At 65.6% G+C, this 15,632-nt stretch carries 12 protein-coding genes; 2 read left to right on the top strand and 10 right to left on the bottom strand.

Features of this window, described 5'->3' with window-relative positions:
- Positions 1-111 precede the first annotated feature (111 nt).
- Positions 112-1,377 (bottom strand): nitronate monooxygenase, encoded by a 1,266-nt coding sequence (locus RBA41_RS17820; RefSeq protein WP_306625520.1) that lies wholly within the window; start codon positions 1,375-1,377, stop codon positions 112-114.
- 204 nt (positions 1,378-1,581) lie between these two features.
- Entirely contained in the window at positions 1,582-2,067 is a 486-nt protein-coding gene (locus tag RBA41_RS17815) for a YajQ family cyclic di-GMP-binding protein (RefSeq protein WP_167076764.1), read from the bottom strand.
- 125 nt (positions 2,068-2,192) lie between these two features.
- Between RBA41_RS17815 and murB the strand changes: the two genes are divergently transcribed.
- Together murB and RBA41_RS17805 are read left to right on the top strand one after the other, a co-directional pair.
- Positions 2,193-3,221, top strand: a complete 1,029-nt coding sequence (gene murB / locus RBA41_RS17810; protein ID WP_306625517.1) for a UDP-N-acetylmuramate dehydrogenase — start codon at positions 2,193-2,195, stop codon at positions 3,219-3,221.
- 149 nt (positions 3,222-3,370) lie between these two features.
- Positions 3,371-6,493, top strand: a complete 3,123-nt coding sequence (locus tag RBA41_RS17805; protein WP_306625515.1) for a glycoside hydrolase family 3 protein — start codon at positions 3,371-3,373, stop codon at positions 6,491-6,493.
- A 96-nt stretch (positions 6,494-6,589) separates the two neighbouring features.
- Here RBA41_RS17805 and ppnP read toward each other — a convergent pair whose 3' ends face one another.
- From ppnP to RBA41_RS17765, 8 genes are read right to left on the bottom strand one after another with little or no spacing between them, the layout of a single operon-like run.
- Entirely contained in the window at positions 6,590-6,901 is a 312-nt protein-coding gene (ppnP, locus tag RBA41_RS17800) for a pyrimidine/purine nucleoside phosphorylase (protein WP_306625513.1), read from the bottom strand.
- A gap of 12 nt (positions 6,902-6,913) precedes the next feature.
- Complete coding sequence (locus tag RBA41_RS17795; protein WP_306625512.1) at positions 6,914-7,948, bottom strand: diguanylate cyclase; 1,035 nt, start codon at positions 7,946-7,948, stop codon at positions 6,914-6,916.
- Positions 7,949-7,979: 31 nt separating this feature from the next.
- On the bottom strand, positions 7,980-8,999 hold the full coding sequence (gene cheB, locus RBA41_RS17790) for a chemotaxis-specific protein-glutamate methyltransferase CheB (RefSeq protein WP_306625510.1): 1,020 nt from the start codon (positions 8,997-8,999) through the stop codon (positions 7,980-7,982).
- On the bottom strand, positions 8,996-11,275 hold the full coding sequence (locus RBA41_RS17785) for a hybrid sensor histidine kinase/response regulator (protein ID WP_306625508.1): 2,280 nt from the start codon (positions 11,273-11,275) through the stop codon (positions 8,996-8,998). Before RBA41_RS17785 ends, cheB begins: the two co-directional genes overlap by 4 nt.
- Complete coding sequence (locus RBA41_RS17780) at positions 11,272-11,958, bottom strand: chemotaxis protein CheW (RefSeq protein ID WP_306625507.1); 687 nt, start codon at positions 11,956-11,958, stop codon at positions 11,272-11,274. Before RBA41_RS17780 ends, RBA41_RS17785 begins: the two co-directional genes overlap by 4 nt.
- Positions 11,955-13,217 (bottom strand): CheR family methyltransferase, encoded by a 1,263-nt coding sequence (locus RBA41_RS17775; protein WP_306625506.1) that lies wholly within the window; start codon positions 13,215-13,217, stop codon positions 11,955-11,957. The genes RBA41_RS17780 and RBA41_RS17775 overlap by 4 nt, the downstream gene beginning before the upstream one ends.
- The gene (locus RBA41_RS17770) at positions 13,214-13,675 is read right to left on the bottom strand and encodes a chemotaxis protein CheW (protein ID WP_306625504.1); all 462 of its coding nucleotides are present in this window, start codon (positions 13,673-13,675) and stop codon (positions 13,214-13,216) included. Before RBA41_RS17770 ends, RBA41_RS17775 begins: the two co-directional genes overlap by 4 nt.
- Before the next feature lie 21 nt (positions 13,676-13,696).
- Positions 13,697-15,511 carry a methyl-accepting chemotaxis protein gene (locus RBA41_RS17765; RefSeq protein WP_306625503.1) on the bottom strand — a complete coding sequence of 605 codons (1,815 nt, stop codon included), beginning with the start codon at positions 15,509-15,511 and terminating at the stop codon, positions 13,697-13,699.
- Between the last annotated feature and the right edge of the window lie 121 nt (positions 15,512-15,632).

Here is a 15,632-nt window from a genome sequence, read left to right as displayed (position 1 = left end):
CTACGTTGGACAGGGAATGGCGGCGGTGGTTCGCGCTGACGCGAAACTTGAAGGAAAAGAGGCGCGGCGGGAGCGCCGGCGGCCGTGCGGCCGCCGGACATCGGGAAAAAATCAGGCGAGGACGATATTTTGGCGCGCCGGCAGGGCGATCTGGTGATCGACGCTGAACTGGTAATCCTGGAACACGTGCTCGGCCGACAGCATCTGGTAGCTGCCGTCGGACAGCTTGTGGGTGGTGTCCTTGAGGCGGTAAGTGTAGTGGCCGCAGGTCCAGCAATTGAAATTGCGCATGTGCGTGCACAGGCAGGTCTTGTCCATCACCACCACGGTTTTGCTGTCCGGATTGGCCAGCACTTCGCGGTTGTACGCATTGATGTAGGAACAGTTGCCGGTGGCGTCGAGCAGATAGCCGTACGACTCGCAGCCCGGACGGATGCCGGCGCCGATGGCGGGCGTGCTCTTGAGCATGCGCATCGGATAGCCGGTCGGCGAAATGCCGTTGACGATGATGTCGTCTTCGGTCGCGCGCACGTACTCCTGCTTGACCTTCTCGGGCAGGCCGCACTCGTTGGTGATGGTGAAGCGGGTCGCCACCTGGACCCCGCCCGCGCCTTTTTCGAGGAAGCCGGTGGCGTCGCTGCCGGTGAACACGCCGCCGGCGGCGATCAGCGGAATATCGAGCTGTTCGGCGCGCATGTAGGCATGGATTTCATCCATGATGGTATGCAGGTCGTACTCGGCCCAGTCCATGCCGAAGCCGAGGTGGCCGCCGGCCAGCGGGCCTTCGACGATGATGTAATCGGGCAGGCGGTCCAGCTTGGTCACCTTGCGCAGGAAAATCTGCAGCGCGCGCACGGACGAGACGATGATGCCCAGCTTGGCGTCGCGGAAACGCGGATGGTCGGCGATCAGGGCGAACGAGCCCAGGTGCAGGCCGGCCGACATGGTGATGCCGTCGATGCCGGCGTCGAGCGCGGCCGACAGGCGCGTGCGCAGGGTTTCGCGCGGCGAATTCATGGTCAGCTTTTCCATGCAGTTCACGAAAATGAGGCCATCGCCGCGTTTCGCTTCCATGGTCGCGCCCACGTGGCGGCGGGTGGCATCGGCCAGGCGGGCCAGGTCGAACTGCACCACCGCCTTGTCCATGTTATTGATGTTGAACTTATAGGTCTTGGTCTTGTCTTTCACATAGCTGGTGTCGAACTTGCGGTCCGAGACATCCTCGACCATGGCATCCGAAATATGCCCGATCCCGCCCAGGCGCGCCGCTTCGAGTGCCAGTTCGGAAGTCGAAATATCGACGCCCATGCCACCGATCATGATGGGCACATATTCCTTGTTGCCCAGACGCAGGCGGAAATCATCAACACGTTTCATTGCTATCCTTAGACTGCCAAGTTTACTGGTGCGCTGGCGCGGCTGCCGTAGCCAGCTTGCACACCCACAATTCTACCCCAAGCACGCCGGGCACTGCCCGGGTGATCGCCTATCCAACTAGCAATACAGCGCCTAATACCGCCGTATTGTCGGCGATTTCCGGATCCACGGACCCGAATCGCCCCGATTGATCGTGCTGTCCGATCAATCGCGGAAGTTATTAAATTCCAGCGGCATGTCCGGCACATCCTTGCGCAGCATGGCCATGGCGGCCTGCAGATCGTCGCGCTTGGCGCCGGTCACGCGTACCGACTCGCCCTGGATGCTGGCCTGGACCTTCATCTTGCTATCCTTGATGACCTTGACGATCTTCTTGGCATCGTCGGTTTCGATGCCGTTTTTCACCTTGATCACCTGCTTGACCTTGTCGCCGCCGATTTTCTCGATCTTGCCCTCGTCGAGGAAACGCACATCGACCTTGCGCTTGGCCAGCTTGTTGGTCAGCACATCGCGCACTTGCGAGAGCTGGAAATCGGAATCGGCGAAGGCGGTCAGTTCGCACTCCTTCTGCTCGACCTTGGCGGAACTGCCCTTGAAATCGAAACGGGTGGTGATTTCCTTGTTCGATTGTTCGACAGCGTTTTTCACTTCGATCATGTCTGCTTCGGAGACGACATCAAACGACGGCATAATGGGATCCTTTTACTTGCAAAATGTAGAATGCCGATATTTTAACGGACAACCGGGGCGGCGCCCCTGTGCTGACCCGGTTTTTTACCGGATTGGCCCCCTAAATGCTTAAACGACGCTCATTCATGCAACCAGACCTTGTCATTTCGCCCGATTTCTCCCTGCGCGGCGTCAATACCTTCGGCATCGACGCGCGCGCGCGCGCCTATCTCAAGCTCACCCGGGTGGAACAGCTGGCGCAAGTGATGGCCGATCCGGTCCTTGCCGCGCTGCCGCGCCTGCTGCTCGGGGGCGGCAGCAACATCGTCCTCACGGGCGACTTCGACGGTTTGGTGCTGCACATGGGCATTGAAGGGCGCGCGGTGCTGGGCGAGCAGGGCGGCAGCATCCTGGTGCGGGCCGGGGCCGGCGAGAACTGGCACGGCTTCGTGCAATGGACGCTGGCGCAGGGGCTGGGCGGGCTGGAAAACATGGCCCTCATTCCCGGCACGGCGGGGGCCTCGCCGATCCAGAACATCGGCGCCTACGGGGCGGAAGTGAAGGACCTGTTCCACTCGCTGACCGTGGTCGAGCTGGCCAGCGGACGCGTGCGCGTGATGGATGCGGCGGCCTGCCGCTTCGGCTACCGCGACAGCGTGTTCAAGCATGCCGATGGAGCGGGGCTGGTGATTGTCGACGTCACCTTCGCGCTGCCGCGCGCGTGGACGCCGAACCTGAAGTATGCCGAGCTGGCGCAGGAAGTCGCTGGCGCGGGGCTGGCCTCGCCCACGGCGCAGCAGGTCAGCGACGCGGTGGTGGCGATCAGGCGGCGCAAGCTGCCCGATCCCGCCCGGATCGGCAACGCCGGCAGCTTCTTCAAGAATCCCGTGGTCGGCAGCGCGCAGTGTGCGGCCTTGCTGGCGGCGCATCCGGCGCTGGTGCACCACGCACAGGGCGACGGCAGCGAAAAGCTGGCGGCCGGATGGCTGATCGACCAGTGCGGCTGGAAAGGACGCAGCCTGGGCGCGGCCGGCGTCTACGACAAGCAGGCGCTGGTGCTGGTCAACCGCGGCGGCGCGAGCGGCGCCGAGGTGCTGGCGCTGGCGCGGGCGATCCAGGCCGATGTGCTGGCGCGTTTCGGCGTCGCCCTCGAAACCGAGCCCGTCTTCATCTAGCCTGCCCCTGCGCGCCTGTGGCGGGCGCGCCAATCCCGTCGATAGATCAGAAAATATTATCTTTTTAATCAATTCTGATAAATAATGAATGTGCAAAAGGAAGCGCTTCCAATTTGGGGCGCCGGCCATTCAAACGGGAGACAAACACTATGCAAGACAAGTTACGTACCTTGATCCGGAGCGGGCTGGCAGCGGCCGCCTGTGGCGCCATGCTGGCCGCCTGCGATGGCGACAGCGACCCGGCCAGGCCGGAAACCCCCACGCCGCCAGTCGCCGTCGACAAGGTGACGCAGTACAGCGATTTCCCGCACGTGACGAGCGATATCAAGAAAGATCCGGCGATCGAGTCCGCCATCGCCGCCATCGTTGCCGGGATGACCCTGGCCGAGAAAGTCGGACAGATGACCCAGCCTGAAATCAAGAGCATCACCCCGGACCAGGTGCGCCAGTACTACATCGGTTCGGTGCTCAACGGCGGTGGTTCTTTTCCGGGTAACGATAAGCTGGCCGCGCCGGCAGAGTGGGTCAAGCTGGCCGACGCCTACTGGAAAGCGTCGATGGCCACCGATGCCAAGGTCAGGATCCCGGTGATCTGGGGTACCGACGCGGTGCACGGCCACAATAATGTGTTCGGCGCCACCATGTTCCCGCATAACATCGGCCTGGGCGCGGCCAACGATCCGGCCATGATGCGCCGCATCGGCGCGGCCGTGGCCGCTCAGGTGTACTCCACCGGTATCGACTGGACCTTCGCCCCGACCCTCGCGGTGGTGCGCGACGACCGCTGGGGTCGCACCTATGAAGGGTATTCCGAAGATCCCTTGATTGTCACCAAATACGCGCGTGAAATGGTCAAGGGCTTGCAGAACGATTTTGCCGGCAGCGGCAACGTCATCGCCACGGCCAAGCACTTCATCGGCGACGGCGGCACCGATCTGGGCAGGGATCAGGGCGTCAACATGTCCAGCCGCAACGACATGATCAACATTCATGGCCAGGGGTATTACCACGCCCTGGGCGCCGGTGCCCAGACCGTGATGGCCTCGTTTAACAGCTGGGACAATGACAGCTTGAATATCAAGGTCGGTAAGATGCACGGCAGCAAAGAGATGCTGACCGATGTGCTCAAGACCAAGATGGGCTTCGACGGCTTCGTCATCGGTGACTGGAACGGCCACGCCCAGGTGGCGGGCTGCAGCGACGGCAGTTGCCCACAAGCGATCAATGCCGGGGTCGACATGATCATGGTCCCGGACAAGTGGAAAGAGTTTATCGACAACACCATCGCCTCGGTCAACAAGGGCGAGATTCCGCTGGCGCGCATCGATGATGCCGTCACCCGCATCCTGCGCGTGAAATTTCGCGCCGGCATCATGAGCGCCAAGGCGCCGCTCGAACGCCCCTACACCGATGCCAGCCGTTTGCAGCATCGTGCCCTGGCGCGCGAAGCTGTGCAAAAGTCGCTGGTGCTGCTGAAAAACGACAACAAGGTGTTGCCGCTCAAGCGCGGTGAAAAAATCCTGGTGGTCGGCAAAAGCGCCGACAACCTGTCCAATCAAACCGGCGGCTGGTCGCTCACCTGGCAGGGCACGGCCAATACCAATGCCGACTTCCCGAACGCCGACAGCATCCTGACGGCGATCAAATCGGTGGCCGGCGAGGCCAACGTGGTCTACCGCCAGGACGCCGCCGACGTCAGGGTGGCCGACTTCAAGGCCGTCATCGCCGTCATCGGCGAAACCCCGTACGCCGAAGGCGTGGGCGACATCGGCAGGAGCGGCACCCTGGAGCACGCGCGCCGCCATCCGGAAGACCTGGCCGTGCTCGATGCCGTCAGCGGCAAGGGCGTGCCGGTGGTCACGGTGCTGATCACCGGCCGTCCGGTCTGGGTCAACAGGGAACTGAACCGCTCAAGCGCGTTCGTGGTGGCCTGGCTGCCCGGCACCGAAGGCAAGGGTGTCACCGATGTCCTGTTCCGCAAGGACAATGGCGACGTCAATCTGGACCTGAACGGCAAGCTGTCGTTCTCCTGGCCGAAAACGGCTTGCCAGATGGCCAATAAAGGCGATGCCAACTACGATCCGCTATTTGCCTATGGCTTCGGGATGCGCTACGCGGACGACACCAGGCTGGCCAAGCTCGACGAAACGGCGCCGACCCTCGGTTGTGCCCAGATCGCCGGTAACGGCAGCCAGGCGAGTAGCGATCTGGAGGTGTTCCGTTCGGCCGACCAGGCGCCCTACACGGCCCGTATCGGCGACCCGAGCGCCTGGTCGCTGGCGCTGGGCGCCGACTTGAACGCGGTCACGACCTTGCCCAACGTCAAGGCAGAGACCACCCAGATCAATGTCCAGCAGGACGGCAAGAAAATCACCTGGAGCGGCGCCGGCCAGTTTTATTCGCAAGCGGCCAGCACGGCCGACCGTGAAGCCTACCTCAACGCCGACGCGGCCCTGGTATTCGATACCATCGTGCACAAGGCGCCGGCCGGCGCGGTGAAAATGCGCGTGGACTGCAAGCACCCTTGCGCGGGCGAAGTGGACGCCACGACCTTGTTCAGGGGCTTGCCGCTGGAGGCGAAGCGTACCGTGAAATTGCCGCTGGCCTGCTTTGCCGCCAAGGGCGCCGACTTCACCCTGATCGACACGCCGTTCCTGGTCTATACCGAGCAAGCGTTTGTCGCCTCGTTTGCCAACATCCGCTGGGTGCCGGGCGCAGCCAGGGATGCCGATGCCGCCACCTGCGCCAGTCTGGTGCCGCCACCGGTGGTCTTCGGGCCGCCGCTGCCGGGACCGACTTACGGCGTGTTCAACGCGGGCGCGCTGACCGGCGACCTGGTGCTGACCACTTACTCGTCCAATGGCAGCCACACCAGGGCCACCATCACGCCCGCTGAGGGGCTGGACTTGAACTTCGCCGCCGACGGTGGCGACGGCCTGGCGATGATCACCGGCACGCCTGTGAACCTGAGCAACTTCGCCGGTGGCACCCTGCAGTTCGAGATCAATGTCGGCAGCTATGGAGCCAACAGCGGCGGCCTGGCGGTCAAGATGGAAAGCCCGGGCACCAATTGCAAGTCGGGCGATCATCTGTTCGGCCGTCCGGCCCCGGGTAGCTGGACGCCGGTCACGGTCAAGGTCAGCGCGCTGATTGCGGCGGCCGATCCCTGCTTCGACCTGCGCAACATCGGCATGCCGTTCGGCACCTTGCCGAAGTGGGGCGATCAGCAGGGGGTGAAGTACAAGCTGCGCCAGATCCGCTTTGTGCAGTAATCGCTCGTAGCAGTCAAGGACGGACGAAGTTAAGGACGGACGAAAAACGGACGCCGGGCGGCGTCCGTTTTTCGTCGGGAATGTGCCCGCCGCAGCTCAGCCGAAGTGGCAGACGTAGTCGAGCGTCTCGGTCGTGTCGATGTCGAAGGCGGTGTTGGCGCCGACGCTGAAGCGCTCGCCCGCCGCGTAGTCTTGCCACGCGTCGCTGCCCGCCAGCTTCACCCGGCATTTGCCGGCGACGATTTCCATCACTTCCGGCGCCGCCGTGTTGAACGTCAGCTGCGACGGGAAAATCACGCCCACCGTTTTCTTGCTGCCATCGGCCAGCAACAGCGTGTGCGAGACGCATTTGCCGTCGAAGTAGATATTCGATTTCTTGCTGACGGCGACGTTTTGAATCATGCTCATGGACTTCCTTCTTCAGGTGGGAATAGGTGCTGCCTCGGCCTCGGCGTGGGCCAGGCACACGCGGTTGCGCCCGCTCGTCTTGGCGGCGTACAGGGCCTTGTCGGCGCGTGCGGTCAGTTTTTCGGGCGTATCGGCGCGCGAAGGGACCACGCTGGCCACGCCGATCGACATGGTGACAATGCCGCCCGGCGCTTGCGGATTGTCCAGCGCCAGCTTTTCCAGGTGGCTGCGCACGGCATCGGCCACCACTTGCGCGCCGGCCAGGTCGGTCTCGGGCAGGATGATGGCAAACTCTTCGCCGCCGTAGCGCGCCGCCAGGTCGGCCGGACGCTTGAGGTTCTCGGTGAGCACGGCCGCGGTCTTTTTCAGGCACAGGTCGCCCGGCAGGTGGCCGAAGCTGTCGTTGTAGGCCTTGAAGCAGTCGATGTCGCACATCAGCACCGACAGCGGCTTTTGTTCGCGTTGTCCGCGCTGCCATTCGAGCTTGATGACGTCGTCGAAACGGCGCCGGTTGGCGATCCCGGTCAGGCCGTCCAGCGCGGCGAGCTTTTGCAGTTCGATGTTCGCTTCGGCCAGCTTGTGCTGGCTTTCGCGCAGGAAGCGAAACGCTTCGTCGCGCTGCAGCCGGCTGATGTGCGCCGCCGAGTGGTAGCGCACCCGCGCCAGCAGTTCGAGCCGGTCCGGCAGCTTGACCAGGTAATCGTTGGCGCCCACGGCGAAGCTGTGCGCCTTGAGCTTGGGGTCTTCCTTGGCCGAGAGCACGATCACCGGCACGTGGCGCAGGTAGTCGTGCTCGCGGTACAGCGCGATCAGCCCGAAGCCGTCGATGCCGGGCATGACCAGGTCTTGCAGGATCACGGTCGGCTGCAGCTGCTCGGCGGTCTCGCGTGCCAGCGTCGAGTCGAGCACGTAGTGGTATTCGATGTCCGCCTGGTCGGCCAGCATGCGCCGCACCGCCTCGACGATGATCGGCTGGTCGTCCACCATCAGGACCCGGACCTTGAAAACGGCCGGCTCCGGCATGTAGGTTTTGTAAACGTCGGACATCGGTATCAGCTTTTCGGTAAGGAGCCCGGCGCTAGTTCCCGGCCGGTTTGGTCCCAATTCTACTGCGCAATGCCCGTCCGATGTTTTCCAAGGACAAAATTTGCTGCGCGGCATCAATCTCGGCGGCGGCGCGTGGCATTCCGTACACAGCGCTGCTGGCCTGGTCCTGGGCGATGGTGGTCTTGCCGGCCTGGCGCATGGCGAGCAGGCCGTTGGCGCCGTCGCGCCCCATCCCGGTCAGCAGCACGCCGGTGGCGTCGCCATCCCAGTGCCGCGCCACGCAATGGAAAAACACGTCGACCGAGGGCCGGTAGGCGTAGTCGCGCGGCGCTTCGTCGTAGTGCAGGCGGTGGCGCGCGCTCATGACCAGGTGGTCGTTGGTGCGGGCGATCTGCACGCAGCCCGCTTCGAGCGCGTCGCCGTCGTCGATCACGCGCACCGGCATGACCAGCTGTTCGCCCAGCCACTTGGAAAAATGGGCGGCGAAGTTTTCATCGATGTGCTGGACCACCACGATGGCGGTGCCGGGCGCCGGCGTCCAGCCGGCCAGCACCTTGGCCACCGCGATCGGGCCGCCGGTCGAGGACCCGATCGCCAGCAGGTGCTTGATCCTGCCGTCGAAGCGGTCGGGCGGCTGCGTGGGATGGGCGTCGGCGCCGCTGACGCGAATCAGTTTGCCGATGGTCTTGATCTTGTGCAGCAGCGCGGCATCGCCCCCGCCGCCGCGCGCCAGCAGCGGCGTGGCGGTGACGTCGAGCGCGCCGGCGCCGAGCGCGCGGAATACCTGGCTGACGTTGTCCTGCGGCTGGCCGGTAACGACCAGGATCGCGCACGGCGCCTTTTCCATGATCTGGCGCGTCGCTTCGACCCCGTCCAGCTCCGGCATGTTCAGGTCCATCAAAATCAGGTCGGGACGGTTGTCGACGCACATGCGCACCGCTTCCAGGCCGGTGCGGGCGATCCACACCACCTGGTGCTCGCTGGTGCTGGCCACCACGCGGCGCAGCGCTTCGGCCGCCATGGCGACGTCGTTGGCGATGCCGATTTTCATAGGCCCGCTTCTCCGATCAGGTCGAACACGGCGTTGAGCAGGGTCTCGTCGTGGAAGCTGCCCTTGGTCAGGTAGTAGTCGGCGCCGGCGCTCATGCCGCGCGCGCGGTCTTCCGGGCGGTCCTTGTAGGAGACGATCATGACGGGCAGTTTGTACAAGTGGATATCTTTCTTGACCAGGCTAACGAGTTCGATGCCGTCCATGCGCGGCATGTCGACGTCGGTGATTAAAAGGTCGTAGTCGCCGCTGCGTACCACGTTCCAGCCGTCGATGCCGTCGATGGCGATATCGACCTGGAAGCCGCGGCCCTGCAGCAGCTTGCGTTCCATTTCGCGCACGGTGAGCGAGTCGTCCACCACCAGGATGCGCTTGACCTTGCGTTTTTCGGGGCCGCCGCGCGCGCCCAGCTGGTGCAGGCCGCCTTCGTGCAGCAGCTTGTCGATCGACAGCAGCAGGTCGGGCACGTCGAGGATCAGGACCGGGGCGCCGTCGTCGAGCAGGGCGCCGGCGCTGATGTCGCGCATCTTGCCGAAGATCGGGTCGAGCGCCTGCACCGCCAGGCTTTGCTCGCCGCGGATGGCGTCGACCACCAGCGCGTAGCGGCGCTGGGCCGCGCCGATCACCACCACCGGCAGTTCGCCGGCGCCGCTGCCGATCTGGCCCAGTTCCAGCACCTGGGCGGCCGAAACGAGCCCGAGGTGCTCGCCGCCGAAGTCGAAGAACTGCTTGTTCTCCAGGGTGTGGATCTCGCTTTGCGGAACCTTGAGCACCCGTTCGACCTTGACGATCGGGATCGCGTAGGCTTCGCCCTGCACGTCGACCACCAGCGCGCGCACGATCGACTGCGTCAGCGGCAGCGTGATGAAGGTATGGAAGCCCTCGCCCGGGGTGGACTCGATGCGCACCGTGCCATTCTGTTCGCGGATGGTCTGGTGCACGATGTCGAGCCCCACGCCGCGCCCGGAAATGGCGCTGGTGGTTTCCTTCAGGCTGAAGGCGGGCAGGAACAGGAATTCGATCAGCTCCGGCTGCGACATGGCTTCGGCCATCGCGGCGCTGGCCATCTTGCGCTCGACCACCTGGCGCCGGATGCGTTCGATGTCGACCCCGCGCCCGTCGTCGCGGATCTCGATACCGAGCATGCCGGCGCGGTGGCGGGCTTCGAGCACGATGGTGCCCAGCGCCGGCTTGCCGGCGGCGATCCGTTCGGACGCGCTTTCCATGCCATGGTCGACGGCGTTGCGCAGCATGTGGTTGAGCGGGCTTTCGATGCGCGCCAGGATGTCGCGGTCGACCAGCGTCTCTTCGCCTTCGATCTGCAGCTGCGCTTCTTTCCCCAGGCTGCGCGCCAGGTCGCGCACCATGCGCGGGAACGCTTGCACGCCGTCGCGGAAAGGGCGCATGCGCAAGGTCAGCACTTCGTCCACCAGGTTTTTCGATACGCCCAGCAGGCGCCGCTCGTAGCTTTCGATGTCGGCCATGTGTTCGAGCATGAACTGCTTGAGCGGATGGGCCTTCTGGCCGGTCAGGGCCGATTGTTCGATCAAGGCCTGGTCGCCGCTGCGCACCACGGCGTCGTGCAGCTGTTCGAGCGCCTGGAACAGGCTGGCCTGGTTGCGCTTGAAGCGCTGCAGCTGTGCGATGAAGGGGTGCATCTGGTGCGCATTGATGCGCGATTCGCTGGCCAGGGCCAGCAGGCGGTCGAAGTTCTGGGCCGCCTTGGGCGCGCCCTGGACCCGATGCGGCGCCGTTTCCTCAGGCGCAGGCGGCGCCGCGGCGGCTTCGGGCCCTGGCGGCGCAGCTGGCGCCGGGACCGGGACCGTGACCGGGTACGCTTCCAGCTCCAGCTCCGGCGCCGACTGGATCTGGGCGATGCCGGCGATGCTGTTCATGGCGGCGCCGATGCGCGCGCCGTGCTGCTCCAGCCAGGCCGGCAGCGATGCCTCGTCCAGGGTCGAGAACTGCAGTATCAGGTCGACCCCGGCCAGCAGCGCGTCGATGCGCGCGGGCGTGAGCTGCAGCTGGCCATGCTGGGCCGCGATGAAGGCGTCTTCCATGCCGTGCGCCAGCTGCACCACCACGTCCAGGCCGACGATGGCGGCCGCGCCCTTGATCGAATGGGCGGCGCGCATCATCGCTTCGGCGGTGGCGGCGTCGCCGCCGCCGCGCTCCATGCTCAACAGGCCATCGGTGAGGATCTGGGTCTGGCCGTCCGCCTCCATGCGGAACAGGTCGAGCATCGAGAATTGACTGAGGTCGCCGCTGCCGGTGCTCATCGCAGCAGCCTGGTCATCTGGTGGCCGATCAGCGGGGCGTCCAGCACGCCGATGCGCATGTCGTCATGGGTCAGCACGCCGGTGATGAAGCGCTGCAGGCCCTTGTTGAGGGTGGCCGCCGGCGCGCCCACGCTGGCCGCGCCGTAGCGCAGGATGCCGTGCAGGTCGGCCACCGGCAGGGCGAAGCGCTGCTCTTCCCAGACGATGACGAGCAAGCGCGCGAACACGTGGCGTCCGCGCTGGACCGCGGCATCGTTGTCGTCGATGCCGAGCAGGCTGGACAGTGCGATCGAGGGCGTCAGGGTGCCGCCGACATTGACGATGCCGGTCAGCGCGCCGCCGCTGCGGTGCGGCAGCGAGTGGCTGGCGGCGAGCGGCGCGACCGCGGACACCATCCGGGTCGGCAGCAGCAGCCATTCGCGCCCCAGGCGAAATACCAGCCCGGAGCTGTCGTGCTGCACGCGCGCGGCCTGCGGCTGGCGCAGCAGGGCGGCCCAGTCTTCGCGGTAGCCCGGCCCCACCGGACGCTGCATGCTGTGGCGCGCCGCGCCCTCGTACACATCGCAGTTGCGGCAGTGGACATGCTGTGCGAGCTTGGGGCAACTGAGGTCGCCGGCCACGCCGATCCTGTTCCAGCAATCGTCGAGGCCGGGCGCGTGCGGCTGGCCGGGCGCGGTGCTCATTGTGCGCCTTTGCGTTGGTCGCCGTCATTGCGGCGCTGATAGATGCGCGCGGCGCGCTGCTTGAGGGCGGCCGCCTGGGCCGGCTCGCCGCTTTGCTCGGCCAGCAGCGCCAGGTGGCACAGCGCTTCGTAGTGGTCCGGCTGCAGGTAGACGCAGCGGCGCCAGTGGTCGCCCGCTTCGGCCAGGCGCTGTTCGCATTCGCTGACCATGCCGAGGATGAAGTAGGCATCGGCCGAATCGGGGTTCTGTTCCAGCAGTTCGCGGCAGGCCGCGGCGGCACCCTGGTAGTCGCCCAGGTCGGCCTGGCGGCGCGCGCGCGCCAGCATGTCCGCCTGGGCGGGGCGCGCGGCTGCCGGCGGCGCGGCACGCAGCGGGCGCGCGATGGATGGCGGTGCCGGCGGCGCCGGCGCGGGTGCTGCGGGCCGCGCCGGCGCCAGCGGGCGCACGTGCTGGCGCGCCGGGATGCGCGCCGGCCAGGAGGCGTGGGCGCCGGTCTTTTCGAGGGCGAACGCGCCCGGCGCGCGCAGCGCCCCGAAGCCGTTGCGGCAGAACGCCGGCACCTCGGCATACCCGGCGAACAGGATGCCGTCGTCGGCCAGCAGGCGCGCCAGGCTGGCGATGGCGGTGGCCACGGTGGGGTCGTCGAAGTAGATCAGCAGATTGCGGCAAAAGACCACGTCGTAGTAGCCCGGCCGGTTGGAAAAGGCGGGGTCGAGCAGGTTGGCCTGGTTGAAGCTCACCTGGGCGCGGATGTCGTCGCCGATCTGGTACTCGGCGCCGGCGGCCACGAAGTAGCGTTCGCGGAAATCGAGGTGGCGGCCGCGAAAGGCGTTGCGGGTGTAGCGCCCGGCGCGCGCGCGCGCCAGCGCCACCTCGGACAGGTCGACCGCGTCGATCGCATAGTCGCTGGCGGCCACGCCGGCGTTTTGCAGCGACATGGCCATCGAATACGGTTCTTCGCCGCCGGCGCACGGCACCGACAGGATGCGCACCGGGCGCGCCGGCTTGGCCGCCAGGCGCCGCCCGATGAAGGCGGTGGCCGCGACAAACGCTTCGGCGTCGCGGAACATCCACGATTCGGGCACCACCACCAGTTCGGTCAGCGCGCCCAGTTCCGCCGCGCCGTTCGCGAGCAGGCGGTCGTAGGCGCGCACGTCGTCCAGCGCGAGCGCCTGCATGCGCCGTTCGACGGCGCGGTTCACCACGGCGTCGGTCAGGTTCAGCCCCGTTACCTGCTGCAGGAGGTCGCGCGCCTTCATGCCGCCGCTCCGCTGGCGGGGAACAGTTGCGCGCGCACGTCGGGGGCAAGCAGCTGCGCCAGGCTGACCAGCTGCAGCATGCCGGCGCCGTCGGCGGCCACCTGGCCCAGGAAGGGGGCGCCGCTCACGCCCGCATCGGCCAGCGCGGCGCTATCGATGGTTTCGACGCCGATCACGTGTTCGGCCAGCAGGCCAAGCGGGCGCGTGGCCCCGTCCGCACTGCCGTCGGCGACCGGATAGTCGACCAGGATGATGCGCGAGTCGTACCACAGCTGCCTGGGCGGCATTCCGGCCAGGCTTGAGAGGTCGATCACCGGCACCGGCGCGCCGTGCAGGTCGAGCAGGCCGGCCACGTAGCCTGGCGCGAGCGGAATGGCCTTGAGGGCGGCGGCCGGCAGCACCCGCGCCACCGCCCACAGGGGCAGGGCGTAGCGGTCGGCGCCGATATGAAAGACCATGACTTTCATCGCCGCAGCCGGTCAGGTGTTGACCGAGAAGGTCGCCACCGACGATTGCAGGTCGCTGGCCGCGTACTGCAGCTGGTGCACCGCTTCGCTGGTCGCTTTCAGCGATTCGACGGTCTGCTGGGTGGCGTCGTTCAGTTGCATCATGGTGTCGGAAATCTGCGAGGCGCCCACCGCCTGCGACTGCATCCCCTGCAGCACCAGGTCGAACTGGGGCGCCAGCTTCTGCACCTGGTCCATCACGGTGGAGAGCTGTTCGCCCACCTGGCGCACTTCGCCCACGCTGCGCCGGATCTCTTCGGAGAATTTGTCCATGCCCATCACGCTGGCCGATACCGCCGACTGCATTTCCTTGAGCATTTGCTCGATGTCCCAGGTCGACACCGAGGTCTGGTCGGCCAGGCGCCGGATTTCGGTGGCCACCACCGAGAAGCCGCGTCCGGCGTCGCCGGCTTTTTCGGCCTCGATGGCCGCGTTGAGCGAGAGGATGTTGGTCTGGTCGGCGACCTTGGTAATCGTAATGAGCACACTGTTGATGTTGCTGGCCTTTTCCGACAGCGCCGCCAGCTTGGCATTGATCGAATCGGTGGCCGAGACCATGTGCTGCATGGTGCTGTCCATGCGTTTCAGGTTTTGCTGGGCGTCGGCGGTGGCGCTGGTGGTGTAGTCGGCCACCGCGGTGGCGTCTTCCATGGTCTTGAGCAGCTGGGTGGTGTTGGCCGAGATTTCCTTGGTGGTCGAGAGGATTTCGATGCTGGTCTGGGCCTGCTCGATGCCGGTCGCTTCCTGCTGCTTGGCCGAGGCGGCGATTTCGGTGGCCGAGGTGGTGACCTGGATGCCGGCCTTTTGCACGTTGTTGAGCAGGATGCGCAGGTTGCCGACCATGGTTTTCAGGCCTTCGCCCATGCGTCCGATGGCGTCGCTGCCGGTGATGGTGACGGTGCCGGTCAGGTCGCCGATGGCGGCCTTGGAGACCACGTCGAGCAGGGCGTCGACATTGGCCCGCAACGCATTGGTGGCGGCGGCCTCGTTGGCCTGGCTGTCCTGGATCGACTGCGCCATGCGGTTGAATTCTTCGGTCACTTTCCCCAGCTCGTCGCGCGAGACCACGGAAGCGCGCGCCGACTGCTGTCCCGAGGCGATCTTGCCGACCGCCTCGGTCAGGTTGTTGAGCGGGTTGAGCAGCGCACGCGCCAGCATCCAGGCCACGATCGAGGCCAGCGCCACGCAGATGACGCCGCCCACGCTGAGCAGCCGCGACATGGTTTTTTGCAGTTGCGCCGATTCGGCGCTGCGGGCCGCCAGCAAGCCGCCTTCTTCCTCGCCGATCTGGGCGATCAGGGCGCGCACGTCGCTCACGGCCTGGAAACCGTTGGCCAGTTCGGGCGAGCGGGTCATCTGCTCGGCGGCGTCGGGCGTCTTGCCGAGCGCGCGGCGCTTGGCGATCAGCGGGCGGATCACGTTCTTGAGCCAGACCCCGGTCAACTCATCGACCTTGCGCACGCGCGCGTTCTGCGTCGGATTGTCGCCGGTCAGCAGGATGGCACGGCGGATATTTTCCTCAAGGAACTTCTCTTCATTGATCTGGGGCGTCAGGAAGCGTTCGTCGCCAGTGAGCAGGAAGCCGCGCACCTCGGCCTGGATTTCCAGCACGTTGGTGGCGATTTTGTTGGTTTCTAGCAGTACTTCCAGGGTATGGCGGTCCCAGCGGTTGGCATCCGACATCTTGGAGAAATTGTTGTAGGCCAGAATCAGCAGGAACAGGATGATGGCGACGATGGCGCCGAAGCCGAGAAACAGCTTGTTCTTGATGCTCAGGTCTGTAAACATGGGTCTCTCCGGGTCCGGTGTTGTTCTCTATAAATGTAACATCGTTGAGGCACAGCACGGGACGTTTCGCCGTGGAGAACGGGAAATTTTTACGGGGGAGGGAAGAGCGCGGCCGCATGCG

Origin of the sequence: Massilia scottii (genome assembly GCF_030846495.1) — a bacterium.
In the GTDB taxonomy this organism is placed as follows: domain Bacteria; phylum Pseudomonadota; class Gammaproteobacteria; order Burkholderiales; family Burkholderiaceae_D; genus Telluria_A; species Telluria_A violaceinigra.
Note: the sequence above shows the minus strand (reverse complement) of the source record. Positions and strands in the feature narration are given on the sequence as shown.

Bases quoted from the DNA above. Each gene is read 5' to 3' on its own strand.
- RBA41_RS17780 (WP_306625507.1), bottom strand. From the start codon at position 11,958: ATGAGCACCGCGCCCGGCCAGCCGCACGCGCCCGGCCTCGACGATTGC.
- RBA41_RS17805 (WP_306625515.1), top strand. From the start codon at position 3,371: ATGCAAGACAAGTTACGTACCTTGATCCGGAGCGGGCTGGCAGCGGCC.
- murB (WP_306625517.1), top strand. From the start codon at position 2,193: ATGCAACCAGACCTTGTCATTTCGCCCGATTTCTCCCTGCGCGGCGTC.
- RBA41_RS17765 (WP_306625503.1), bottom strand. From the start codon at position 15,511: ATGTTTACAGACCTGAGCATCAAGAACAAGCTGTTTCTCGGCTTCGGC.
- RBA41_RS17815 (WP_167076764.1), bottom strand. From the start codon at position 2,067: ATGCCGTCGTTTGATGTCGTCTCCGAAGCAGACATGATCGAAGTGAAA.
- cheB (WP_306625510.1), bottom strand. From the start codon at position 8,999: ATGAAAATCGGCATCGCCAACGACGTCGCCATGGCGGCCGAAGCGCTG.
- RBA41_RS17795 (WP_306625512.1), bottom strand. From the start codon at position 7,948: ATGTCCGACGTTTACAAAACCTACATGCCGGAGCCGGCCGTTTTCAAG.
- ppnP (WP_306625513.1), bottom strand. From the start codon at position 6,901: ATGAGCATGATTCAAAACGTCGCCGTCAGCAAGAAATCGAATATCTAC.
- RBA41_RS17820 (WP_306625520.1), bottom strand. From the start codon at position 1,377: ATGAAACGTGTTGATGATTTCCGCCTGCGTCTGGGCAACAAGGAATAT.
- RBA41_RS17775 (WP_306625506.1), bottom strand. From the start codon at position 13,217: ATGAAGGCGCGCGACCTCCTGCAGCAGGTAACGGGGCTGAACCTGACC.
- RBA41_RS17770 (WP_306625504.1), bottom strand. From the start codon at position 13,675: ATGGTCTTTCATATCGGCGCCGACCGCTACGCCCTGCCCCTGTGGGCG.
- RBA41_RS17785 (WP_306625508.1), bottom strand. From the start codon at position 11,275: ATGAGCACCGGCAGCGGCGACCTCAGTCAATTCTCGATGCTCGACCTG.